An 11,267-nucleotide genomic window follows, 5' to 3' on the forward strand; every position below is an offset into this window, starting at 1 on the left:
AAAGGGCCTTCAGGCCGCCACGCGTTGGGCGTCGCGCAGGGCAGCCACCGGCTCGCGAGCCGGCAGATAGTGGGTCGAGAATACCAGCCGGCCGGCCGACCAGGTGTGACTGATCAACGGCATGCCGCCCACCTGCGCCACCGCCACCAGATCGGCCCGCTGGCCCACCGCGATACGGCCCCGGTCGGCCAGCCCGCAAGCGTCCGCGGGATTCGCCGTGACCAGCGCGATGGCCTGCGGCCACGTCAGGTCGGTCTGCGCCGCCACCGCGAACGCCGCGGCGATCAGCGTGGACGGCTGGTAGTCGGAACACAGGCAGCTGGCCACGCCGGCCCGGATGGCGTCGATGGCGCGCATCGATCCGCTCTGGCTCTGGCCCCGCAGCACGTTGGGCGCGCCCAGGATGGTCGGCAGGCCGCAAGACACCGCGGCGCGCGCGGTGTCCAGGGTGATCGGGAATTCGCTCATCGCCACGCCCAGATTGCGCATGGTGGCGATGCGGTGGATGGAATCGTCGTCATGGCTGGCCGTCGGGATGCCGAGCGACTGCGCATGCGACAGCAACGTCTCCACCCGGCCCACCGCGCCATCCTTGGCCCGCGTCTTGGCGTGCGCGGCCTCTTCCGCCTGCTCGCGGCTCATCGCATGATTGCCCATCATGTACTGCAGATAGGATTCCAGCGTCTTGAACTGCCCCTGCCCGGGCGAATGGTCCATCACCGACAGCAAGTCCACCGCGCCCTCGTCCATCAATGCGCGCAGCACGTCCACCGAGGTCTCGTCGGTGACTTCGTAGCGGCAGTGCACGCGATTGTCGACCAGGCTGTGCTGACGAAAGGCGCATACCGTGCGCACCACTTGCGCCGCTGTCTGGTTGTTGCGCACGCCCCATTCATTGTTGGCGAACGACAGCGCGTGGTACGGCGTCGTGATGCCCGCCGCGGCGTTGCGGCGGTCCACCTGGGCCACCGCGAAGTCCAGCGGGAACAGCACGCGCGAACGCGGCTCGGCTTCCTTTTCGATGGCGTCGCAATGCAAGTCGATCAACCCGGGCATGAGCGTCTGGCCTTGCAGGTCGATCTCCCGGTCAGCCTTTGCGCCATCAGGATCGATGGCGACGATGCGGCCGTCGTCGATCAGCACGGCGCTGTTTTCCAGGACGCGGTCGGGCATGACCACGCGGGCATGGGTCAGGTAAGTGCTCGGCATGTCTACTCCAGTTCCGCCGTAGCGGGTTGGGCCGGACGCAAGGCCAGGGTCTGCGTCGCGACGGCATCGCGTACTTCGGCGTCGTGGAAGATGCCCAGCAGGCAACGGCCCGCGGCCAGGGCTTCGTGGATCAGCTCGATCACGACGCGGCGATTGTCGGCGTCCAGCGACGCGGTGGGCTCGTCCAGCAACAGGATGGGATGGCGGGCGATGAAGCCGCGCGCGATATTCACGCGCTGCTGCTCGCCGCCCGAAAACGTGGCCGGCGCCAAGCCCCATAGGCGCGGCGGCACATTCAGGCGCTGCAACAGCGCGCCGGCCTGGCGGCGGGCGTCTTCCGTATCCACGCCCGCCATGCGCAGCGGCTCGGCCACCACGTCCAGCGCCGACACGCGCGGGATCACCCGCAGGAACTGGCTGACGTAGCCGATGACGTCGCGGCGCAGCGCCAGGATGCGCTGCTCCGGCGCGCCCACCAGCTCCACCCATTCGCCGTGGGCCCGCACGCGGATGCTGCCTTCGGTGGCCAGATAGTTGCCATACAGGCAGCGCAGCAAGGTGCTCTTGCCGGTGCCCGACGGGCCGGCCAGCACCAGGCAATCGCCGGCGGCCGCGTCGAAATCCACGGCGTCCAGCACGGGCAGCCAGATGCCGCCCTGGTTGTGCAGGGTGAACATCTTTCCGAGGCCCCGCACCTCGATCATGGGAGTGGTTTCGCGCATGTTCAGCTCTGCAGAATGGAAGACACCAGCAATTGGGTGTAGGGGTGTTGGGGATCGTCGAGGATCTGGTCGGTCAGCCCGCTTTCCACCACGACGCCGCCGCGCATCACCAGCGTGCGGTGCGCCAGCAGCCGCGCCACGGCCAGATCGTGGGTGACCACAATAGCGGCCAGCCCCAGGTCCGCCACCAGTTGGCGCAACAGGTCCAACAGGCGCGCCTGCACCGACACGTCCAGCGACGCGGTGGGCTCGTCCATGAACACCAGGCGCGGATGCGTCACCAGGTTGCGGGCGATCTGCAGGCGCTGCTGCATGCCGCCGGAGAACGACACCGGCGTGTCGTCCAGCCGGCCCGCGTCGATCTCCATTTTCTGCAGCCAGTTGCCCGCCACTTCGCGCAGATCGCCGTAGTGCCGGTCACCGACCGCCATCAGGCGTTCCGCGATGTTCGCCCCGGCGCTGACCTGCATGCGCAGCCCGTCGCGGGCGTTCTGGCGCACGAAGCCCCAATCGGTGCGCGACAGCAGCCGCAACCGCGCGCCTTGCAGCGCCGCCAGGTCGATGAAGCCCTGGTCGCGCGTGTCGTACCAGACGCTGCCGGCATCCGGCTGGGTCTGGTACGACACGGCCGACAACAACGTGCTTTTGCCCGAGCCGGACTCGCCGACCACGCACAGCACCTCGCCGGGATACAGGTCGAAGCTGACGTCGCGGCAGCCATGCACGCCGTCCCACGTGCGCGTCATGTTGCGCACGGAAAGCAAAGGTTGGGGAGTCATGCGGCGGCCTCGTTGTCGCGTTGCTGCGTCTGGCGGTGGTTGCAGTATTCGGTGTCCGAGCAGACGAAGCGGCGCGTGCCGGCGTCGTCCAGGATGATTTCATCCAGGAAGCTGTCGCGCGACCCGCACAGGTCGCAGCACTCGCTCCACTTTTCCACCGTGAACGGATGGTCTTCGAAGTCCAGGCTCTTGACCCGGGTGTAGGGCGGCACGGCGTACACCCGCTTTTCCCGGCCCGCGCCGAACAGCATCAGCGCCGGGTTGCCGTCCAGCTTGGGGTTGTCGAACTTGGGGATCGGCGACGGCCGCATCATGTAGCGGTCGTTCACGATGACCGGGTAGTCGTAGGTGGTGGCGATGCGGCCATGCTGCGCGATGTCTTCGTACAGCTTGACGTGCATGCCGCCGTACTCGGCCAGCGCATGCATCGTGCGGGTCTCGGTTTCGCTCGGTTCCAGCCAGCGCAGCGGTTCCGGGATCGGCACCTGGAACACCATCACCTGCCCTTCGGCCAGCGGCGTTTCGGGGATGCGGTGGCGCGTCTGCACGATGGTGGCGTCCGGCGTGGATTCGGTGGTCGCCACGCCCGTGACCCGACCGAAGAAGCGGCGGATGTTGATGGCGTTCGTGGTGTCGTCCGAGCCCTGGTCGATGACCTTCAGCACGTCGTCCTTGCCGATGATGGACGCCGTGACCTGGATGCCGCCCGTGCCCCAGCCATAGGGCAGCGGCATTTCACGGCTGCCGAAGGGCACCTGGTAGCCCGGGATCGCCACGGCCTTGAGCAGCGCGCGGCGCAGCATGCGCTTGGTGGACTCGTCCAGGTAGGCGAAGTTGTAGTGGTCGTCGCGTTCGACCGTTGCGTGTTGTGCGCTCATGAGGAAACCGCCTCGTCCATCTGATCGTTGGTGGCCGGCTGCGGCGCGCCGCGTTCGGCGCGCATGCGGCGCAACAGTTCCAGGTTGGCCTGGAAGTCCACGTAATGCGGCAGCTTCAAGTGCTGCACGAAGCCGGAGGCCTCGACGTTATCGCTGTGGTACAGCACGAACTCGTGGTCGTTGGCCGGGGAATCGGCGCGTTCGCCCAAGTCCTTTGCCTTCAGCGCACGGTCCACCAGCGCCATCGACATGGCCTTGCGTTCGCCGTAGCCGAACGTCAGCCCGTAGCCCCGGGTGAACTTCGGCCCTTCTTCCGCGTTGCCCGCGAACTGGCTGACCATCTGGCATTCGGTGATCTCGATTTCGCCGACGGTCACGGCGAACCCCAGCTCTTCGATGTGCATCTCGACTTCCAGCGTGCCATAGCGGATCTCGGCGGCAAACGGATGGGTGTTGCCATAGCCGCGCTGCGTCGAATACCCCATCGACAGCAGGAAGCCTTCGTCGGCGCGCGCCAGGTTCTGCAGACGGGCGGCGCGCGAGGCCGGAAAATCCAGCGGCTGGCGCGTCAGGTCGAAGGGCTCGGGGTCGCCTTCCGGCACGGCCTCGGCGTCGATCAGGTCGTCATGCGCCAGCAGGTCGGTTACCCGCGGCATGTCGCTGTCCAGCGCCTGGTCGCCGGGCGGGAGCGCATCGGCTTCACGCTGCGCCTCCAGCGAAAAGTCCAGCAGGCGCTGGGTGTAGTCGTAGGTCGGGCCCAGGATCTGGCCGCCGGGCACGTCCTTGAACGTCGACGAGATCCGGCGCTGCAGGCGCATCGCGCCCGTATCGATCGGCTGCGTGTAGCCGTAGCGCGACAGCGTCGTGCGGTAGGCGCGCAACAGGAACACCGCCTCGATCACATCGCCGGCGGCCTGCTTGAGCGCCAGCGACGCCAGTTGCGGATCGTAGAGCGACCCTTCAGCCATCACGCGCGACACCGCCAGCGGCATCTGTTCGCGGATCTGGTCCAGGCTCAGCTCGGGGATCTCGCGATCGCCCCGCCGGTAGTCGTCCAGCATGCGGTAGGAATTCAGGATGGCGCGTTCGCCCCCTTTCACGGCGACATACATGTCAGTTCTCCACGCGCGTCGTGCGCGGCAATCCACACATCCGCCGGCCGTGCGTCAGGAACACGTCCACACCCAGCGGAAACCGTTGATGATTCAAGCGCCACTCGCGCCAGAAGCCGTCGGCAAGCCCGTCGACGGACAGGACCTGCCGCGTCTGGATGCCCGGGCCGGACAGCGTGACCGCCTCGCCCCCGGACAGGGAGGCGACCTCCATCAGCAGCGTGGTGGACAAATCGGGATAAGCCGGGTCGCCCTGGTGGCAGGCGGACAGCGTCGGGGCGTCAAAGCCGGCCGGCACCGCGGCAAAGCGCGCCAGCGCGGGCGACGGCACGATGGGGCAGGCGCAATGAAAGCGCAGGAACGCCACCACGTCGGCGCCCACCTCGCGGGGCAGCCACAGCGGGGTGTCCACGTCCACCAAGGTCAGCAGCATCGCAGTCATCGCCGGCGACAGCCCCGCCGGCACGCCGCATTCGGCGACGATTTCATGGACACGTCCGGGATGGGCCAGGGCTTGCAAGGCCGTGCGGAAAGTGGATTGCGCGTTGTTGACCGGATCCGCAAAGCCGGGCAGCAGGCCGCGGCTGGCGGCCGGCGCGTTCAATGTCTGTGCTTGCATGTCAGTCCTCGCCTCGTACCATCGTGAAGAACTCCACCTTGGTCTGCTCCGCCACCTGCGCCTGGCGCTCGGCCCGCTCGGCATGCTGGCGGGCCAACGGCTGGATCAGGTGCGCCTGCACGGTGTCGTGCCAATCGGGCAATTGGAGCAGCGCGTCGGCCACGGCGGCCTGCTCGGCGTGCCGCAACGATCGGCCCTGCACGTAGGCCACACCGACCACGCCATCGCCCAGCGTGACGGCGCAACGTGTCACCGTCATTTCCCCCAGGTTGAAGCGCGCCCCGGTGCCGCCGCTGCGCGCCCGCACCATGGCCATGCCCGTCTGCGCCGGACGCAGCATCTGATGCGCTGGCACACTGCCCAGAGCGCTGAACGCCCCTTCCAGCGCGGCCGGACTGGCCAGCGACAGCACGCGCATCCAGGCGGCGCGCTGGGCGTTGGCCGCATCCTGTCCTGCTAGTGAGTGATCCATTATTTCCTCTAAACGTCTAGACGACTGGATGAAGTATGATCGCTCCGAATTCCAAGTTCAACAGCCTGGCGTGAATTTTTGATGACAGTGGCGGCATCTGTGCACCGCCTATCCGGCGGCCGCCGCATCAGGCACAATCACAGCCATTCTTCATGAAGCTGATGTGACAGCACGAGCGCACCCTATGGTTGAAAGAGGTTCCGGCATCGCCGTCTGGCGGCAAATCGGCGAGTCCCTGGCGGACGACATCCGCAACAAGCTCTATATGGCGGGCGAACAGCTGCCGTCCGAGCCGGAACTGGCCGCCAAGTTCTCCGTCAACCGCCACACCATCCGGCGCGCCATGGGCGAGCTGGAACAAAGCGGCCTGGTCCGGATCGAACAGGGGCGCGGCACCTTCGTGCAGGAACACGCCATCGATTACGCCATCGGCAAGCGCACGCGATTTTCCGAGAACCTGCGCAGCCAGGGCGTGCTGGGCCACCTGGAAGCCCTGGGCAGCCAGACCCTGCGCGCGGCCGATATCGCCAAGCATCTGGGGCTGGCCCGCACGGCGCCGCTGTTGCGCGTGCAGATGGTCGGCAAGGCTGAAAACCGCCCGATCAGCGCATCCGAACACTTCTTTGACGAAAAGCGCTTCCCGGACTTCGCTGACCGCCTGACCGCGCTGCGTTCGGTGTCCAAGGTCTATGCGCATTACGGCATCGGCGATTACACGCGCAAATGGTCGCGCATCACCGCCGCGCTGCCCACGCCCGAAGTCGCGCGCCTGCTAGGCCAGCCCAAGACGCGGCCGATCCTTCAGGTGGAAGCGCTGAACGTGGACCAGGAAGGCGCCCCGCTGCAATACAGCATCACCCGCTTCGTGGGCGACCTCGTGCAGTTGATGGTTGCGGACGAAAGCTAGACGGCAAGGCCATCGCCGCCGGACAACAACCGCGCGGCGATGGGTAAGGCAAGGCTTGAAAGCAACAACACACATCTAGACATCTGGTTGTCATGCAGAATCGATAACGTCACACCATGAACTCACACGCCCCCTCGCCCCTGGCCGGTGTTACAGGCCAACGCATCCTGACGCCGCGCGGCGTCGAACAAGCCAGCCTGCGCTTTCATGGCGGGCTGATCGATGACAGCGGCGCCACGCCCGCCCGCGGCGCCCCCTGGTTCGACGCCGGCGACCTGCTGGTGCTGCCCGGCATCGTCGACCTGCATGGCGACGCCTTCGAACGCGCCATCATGCCCCGGCCCAGTGTCACCTTCCCGTATGACAGCGCGCTGTTCGACGTCGACCGCCAACTGCTGGCCAATGGCATCACCACGGAGTTCCACGGCGTGACGCTGTCCTGGGAAGGCGGCTTGCGCGGCGAGGCCTATGCCGAACGCATGTTCGACGCGCTGGAACGCATGCAGCACCTGATGGGCGCGCGGCACTACGTGCACCTGCGTTTCGAAACCCACCACGTGGGCGGCGTCGATCTGGCCCAGCAATGGATCCGCGACGGCCGCGTGCGCTTCCTGGCGCTGAACGACCACCTGCCCAGCATGGCGCGCCGCCTGGGCGATGACCGCAAGCTGATGCAATACGCCAGCCGCGCCGAATGCGACCTGGACACCTTCCAGGAACGCATCCGCGCCGCGATGTCGGCGGCCGACTCCGTGGCCGACGCCATGCGCGAGCTGACCGCCTGCGCGCAGGCTGCCGGCTTGAAGGTCGCCTCGCACGACGACCCCGACGCCGCCACGCGCCGCTACTATCACCAGCTGGGCTGCGGCGTCGCGGAGTTTCCGTTGACCCGCGACGCCGCCGGCGTTGCCCGCGACCTGGGCAACTCCGTCGTCTTCGGGGCGCCCAACGTGGTGCGCGGCGGCAGCCACACCGGCGCGCCGAGTGCCACCGAGATGGTGCGCGACGGCCTGTGCGATATCCTGACGTCCGACTACTACTATCCAGCCCCGCTGGCCGCCGTCATGCGGCTGGTGCAGGACGGCGTGCTGCCGCTGGCGCAGGCCTGGAACCTGGTGTCGATGAATCCCGCGCGCGCCGCCGGCCTGAAAGACCGCGGCGCGTTGACGCCAGGCCTGATCGCCGACGCCATCGTGGTGGACGACCAGGTGGCCGGACTGCCGCGGGTGGTCGCCGCCATTGTCGGCGGCGAACTGCGCTACGCCACCCGCGTGTTCGGCCACGACAACAGCCTGCGCATGGCGGCCTGACCATGCCGCTTGCCCATCGCTATGCGTTGTACCTGGCGCCCACCGGCCCGTGGCTGGAATACGGCAGCCGCTGGCTGGGCCGCTGCGCCGACACTGGCGCGGCGCTGCCGCCCCCGCCCGGCCTGCCCGAACCCTCGCGCGACTGGACGGAGGCGCCGCGCCATTACGGCCTGCACGCCACCTTGAAGCCGCCTTTCCGGCTGCGCGCCGGCGCCACGCCGCAAGCCGTGGACGCCGCCGCCCGGGAACTGGCCCGCGGCGTCCTCCCCTTCGAGGTGGAACTGGAATGCGAAACACTGCGCGGATTCCTTGCCTGGCGCATCGCCGGATCCGATACGCAGGGGCAGGCCCGCATCCAGGCCCTGGCCAATGCCGCCGTGCGCGGGCTGGACGACTTGCGCGCCCCGCCCACGCCGGAGGAAACCGCGCGCCGCCAGCCGCAATCGCTGCCGCCCGAACAGCAAGCCATGCTGGCGCACTGGGGCTACCCGTATGTGTTCGACACCTATACGTTCCACATCACGCTGACGGGGAAACTGGCGGGCGACGCGCTGGAGCAGGCGCAACGCCGCATCGCCGCCTTTGCCGACCCGTTGCGCGGGCAGACCATGGCGGTGCCCGCCATCAGCGTCTTCGTCCAGCCCGAACCCGGCGCCGATTTCATCGCCGCGCGCCACTATGGCTTCGACGGCACGCACACCGACGCCGTCGGCGCGGACTATCTGCAAGGGCCCCCCGCCCCATGACCCCACCGGCTCCGGCCTCGCCCGCGGACGGCGCGCGGCTGATCTACCTGATGGGCGCCTCGGGCAGCGGCAAGGACACCTTGCTGCGGCTGCTGCGCGCCCATCTGCAAGACAACGAGCCCGTGCTGGTCGCGCACCGCTACATCACGCGCGACAGCGGCGACACCGAAGACGCGCTGCGCCTGACCCCCGAAGAATTCACCCGCCGCGCGGCGCTGGGCTGCTTCGCGCTGCGCTGGGCCAGCCATGGGCTGCACTATGGCATCGGCATCGAAATCGATACCTGGCTGGCTTGTGGCGCGGCCGTCATCGTCAACGGGTCGCGCGCGCACCTTCCAACGGCGCATGCCCGCTATCCCGCATTGATGGCCGTGGAAATCACGGTCGAGCCCGCCTTGCTTGCGCGCCGCCTGGCGGGCCGCGGGCGCGAAAGCGCCGAGCAGATCGCGCAACGGCTATCACGCGCCACGCAGGCCTTCGCGGTGCCGCAAGCGTGCCGGCTGGCGCAAGTCAGCAACAACGGCGCGCCCGAATCGGCCGCTGCGGCCCTGTTGACGATCGCGCGGGAACAACTGGCCCGCTAGCAAGGCTCAGGCCTTGGGCGGGCTGCCGCAGAGTTCCAGCAGGATGTCCGAAAAGCGCTCTTCGGCCGCCAGCGGCTGCTCGCGCTTGCGCCGGATCAGGTTGATGGGCGGCAGTTCCCAACCGAAGTCCCAGGGCACCATGCCCAGCTTGCCCCGTTGGCACAGTTCCCGCGCGATGTCTTCGGGCACGACCGAGATCAGCGCCTCGTTCATCGTCAGCATGCCTTCGATCACGTCGGTCGAGTACGCCTCCAGCACCGGCGAGGGCGCGCGCAGTCCGGCGCGGATGAAGTGCTCCATGATCAGTTGCCGCGTGGGCGTGTTGGCCGCCGGCAATACCCAATCCATGGACGCCACGGCGGCCCAGTCCGGCGCGCGCCGGGCCAGGCGCTGCGCCAGGCGGCTGTGCGCGATCAGGCGCGGGCGCTGGTGGTACAGCACCCGGTGCATCAGGTCGTCCAGCGCCACCGTCGACGTTGCGCGGCTGATGATGCAATCCAGCTCGTGCCGGCGCAGCATCGGCACCAGATGATCCGTGGTGGCGCGGTGCAAGGTCAGCGTGACCCCGTGGCCCTGGTGCAGCTGGCTGATGGCAGCCGTCAGCAAGGCGCTGGACACGTACGGCACCACGCCCACGTTCAAGTGTGCGGAACGGCCCGCGTGCAGGGCCTCGACTTCGCGCGCCCACAGGTCCAGATCGCTCTGCATGTGGCGCGCCCGCAGCAGGGCCAGCTCCCCCAGCGGCGTAGCCTGCAAGCCGCGTCCGCTGCGCAGGAAGAGCGGCGCGCCGAAAATGTCCTCCAGTTCGGCCAGGGCCTTGGTGACGGCGGGCTGGCTGATGCCGGTGGCGGCCGCCACCCGGGTCAGCGAGCCATGCTTGGCAATGTTGGTCAGCAGCGCCAGGTGGCGGTGCTTCAGGCGATTGGCCAGACGGGCGGCATCCCAGCTCATGGATCTCTCTATAACCATATGGTTATTCAATTATGCCAACAAAGCTGAATCAAGTTATTTCTCGATCCTATACTTCCATCCACTTTCCCTCCCCGCCTGTCTCCGTCAAATGAGCGACGCTTTCACCACCCGTCCAGAAATCCGCGGCACCTTCGGTGTCGTGTCGTCCACGCACTGGCTGGCCTCGCAAGTCGCGATGGGCGTGCTGGAGCGCGGCGGCAACGCCTATGACGCCGCCGTGGCCGGCGGCTTCACCCTGCAGATCGTGGAACCGCACCTGAACGGGCCTGGAGGCGAAGTGCCCATCCTGTTCTGGAGCGAGCGCGAACAGCGCATGCGCGCGCTCTGCGGCCAAGGGCCCGCGCCCGCGCTGGCCACGCCCGCCTACTTCCGCGGCCTGGGCGTGGAACAGGTGCCCGGCATCGGGCTGCTGCCGGCCACCGTGCCCGGCGCGTTCGGCGCCTGGCTGACCCTGCTGCGCGATTACGGCACGTGGGAACTGGCCGACGTGCTGCAACCGGCCATCGACTATGCGCGCAACGGCTTTCCGCTGGTGCCCCGCGTGACGCAGGCCATCCTGGCCGTGCAGGCATTGTTCCGAGACGAATGGACCACTTCCCGGGATGTCTGGCTGCCCGATGGCCGCGTGCCCGCGCCCGACGCCCTGTTCCGCACGCCCGCCATCGCCGCCACCTACACCCGCATCCTGGACGAGGCGCATGCCGCCAGCAGCGACCGCCGCGGCCGCATCGATGCCGCGCTGAATGGCTGGTACCGCGGCTTCGTCGCCGACGCGATCGACGCCTACTACACCCATGAGGCGGTGCGCGACACCACCGGCCAGCGCAACCGCGGGCTGCTGCGCAAAGCCGACATGGCCGACTGGCGCGCCACCTACGACGAACCCGCCACCACGCAGTACGGCCGCTATACCGTCGCCAAATGCGGCGTCTGGTCGCAAGGGCCGGTGCATCTGCA

Annotated in this window: 13 protein-coding genes; 5 read left to right on the forward strand and 8 right to left on the reverse strand. The window is 68.1% G+C overall.

Annotated features, from left to right (window positions below):
- Window positions 1-9: 9 nt before the first annotated feature.
- The 7 genes from ACO6D5_RS20615 to phnG are packed head-to-tail and all read right to left on the reverse strand — an operon-like array spanning window position 10 to window position 5,791.
- Window positions 10-1,209, reverse strand: coding sequence for an alpha-D-ribose 1-methylphosphonate 5-triphosphate diphosphatase (locus ACO6D5_RS20615; RefSeq protein ID WP_485826391.1), 1,200 nt, complete (start codon window positions 1,207-1,209; stop codon window positions 10-12).
- A gap of 2 nt (window positions 1,210-1,211) precedes the next feature.
- Complete coding sequence (gene phnL / locus ACO6D5_RS20620) at window positions 1,212-1,931, reverse strand: phosphonate C-P lyase system protein PhnL (RefSeq protein ID WP_485826392.1); 720 nt, start codon at window positions 1,929-1,931, stop codon at window positions 1,212-1,214.
- A gap of 2 nt (window positions 1,932-1,933) precedes the next feature.
- The gene (phnK, locus tag ACO6D5_RS20625; RefSeq protein ID WP_280029612.1) at window positions 1,934-2,710 is read right to left on the reverse strand and encodes a phosphonate C-P lyase system protein PhnK; all 777 of its coding nucleotides are present in this window, start codon (window positions 2,708-2,710) and stop codon (window positions 1,934-1,936) included.
- On the reverse strand, window positions 2,707-3,588 hold the full coding sequence (locus ACO6D5_RS20630) for an alpha-D-ribose 1-methylphosphonate 5-phosphate C-P-lyase PhnJ (protein WP_485826393.1): 882 nt from the start codon (window positions 3,586-3,588) through the stop codon (window positions 2,707-2,709). The genes phnK and ACO6D5_RS20630 overlap by 4 nt, the downstream gene beginning before the upstream one ends.
- The gene (locus ACO6D5_RS20635) at window positions 3,585-4,700 is read right to left on the reverse strand and encodes a carbon-phosphorus lyase complex subunit (RefSeq protein ID WP_485826394.1); all 1,116 of its coding nucleotides are present in this window, start codon (window positions 4,698-4,700) and stop codon (window positions 3,585-3,587) included. Before ACO6D5_RS20635 ends, ACO6D5_RS20630 begins: the two co-directional genes overlap by 4 nt.
- A gap of 1 nt (window position 4,701) precedes the next feature.
- Window positions 4,702-5,319 (reverse strand): phosphonate C-P lyase system protein PhnH, encoded by a 618-nt coding sequence (phnH, locus tag ACO6D5_RS20640; protein WP_485826395.1) that lies wholly within the window; start codon window positions 5,317-5,319, stop codon window positions 4,702-4,704.
- Between the two features lies 1 nt (window position 5,320).
- Window positions 5,321-5,791: a phosphonate C-P lyase system protein PhnG gene (phnG, locus tag ACO6D5_RS20645; RefSeq protein ID WP_315527677.1), complete on the reverse strand. Its 471-nt coding sequence runs from the start codon at window positions 5,789-5,791 to the stop codon at window positions 5,321-5,323.
- Between the two features lie 184 nt (window positions 5,792-5,975).
- Here phnG and phnF point away from each other — a divergent pair, with 184 nt between their 5' ends.
- The 4 genes from phnF (at window position 5,976) to phnN (ending at window position 9,338) form a co-directional block, all read left to right on the forward strand.
- On the forward strand, window positions 5,976-6,698 hold the full coding sequence (phnF, locus tag ACO6D5_RS20650; protein WP_169273225.1) for a phosphonate metabolism transcriptional regulator PhnF: 723 nt from the start codon (window positions 5,976-5,978) through the stop codon (window positions 6,696-6,698).
- Window positions 6,699-6,814: 116 nt separating this feature from the next.
- Entirely contained in the window at window positions 6,815-8,008 is a 1,194-nt protein-coding gene (locus tag ACO6D5_RS20655) for an alpha-D-ribose 1-methylphosphonate 5-triphosphate diphosphatase (protein ID WP_315527680.1), read from the forward strand.
- A 2-nt stretch (window positions 8,009-8,010) separates the two neighbouring features.
- Window positions 8,011-8,754 (forward strand): DUF1045 domain-containing protein, encoded by a 744-nt coding sequence (locus ACO6D5_RS20660; RefSeq protein WP_485826396.1) that lies wholly within the window; start codon window positions 8,011-8,013, stop codon window positions 8,752-8,754.
- Window positions 8,751-9,338 (forward strand): phosphonate metabolism protein/1,5-bisphosphokinase (PRPP-forming) PhnN, encoded by a 588-nt coding sequence (gene phnN, locus ACO6D5_RS20665; RefSeq protein WP_485826397.1) that lies wholly within the window; start codon window positions 8,751-8,753, stop codon window positions 9,336-9,338. The genes ACO6D5_RS20660 and phnN overlap by 4 nt, the downstream gene beginning before the upstream one ends.
- A 6-nt stretch (window positions 9,339-9,344) precedes the next feature.
- On the opposite strand, the gene ACO6D5_RS20670 is transcribed toward phnN, so the two are convergent.
- Entirely contained in the window at window positions 9,345-10,289 is a 945-nt protein-coding gene (locus ACO6D5_RS20670) for a LysR family transcriptional regulator (RefSeq protein WP_315527685.1), read from the reverse strand.
- Window positions 10,290-10,398: 109 nt separating this feature from the next.
- On the opposite strand from ACO6D5_RS20670, the gene ACO6D5_RS20675 reads away from it, so the two are divergent.
- On the forward strand, window positions 10,399-11,267 hold an 869-nt coding region (locus ACO6D5_RS20675; RefSeq protein ID WP_485826398.1), incomplete at its 3' end, for a gamma-glutamyltransferase.

The sequence above is a fragment of the Achromobacter sp. genome, from assembly GCF_057314935.1.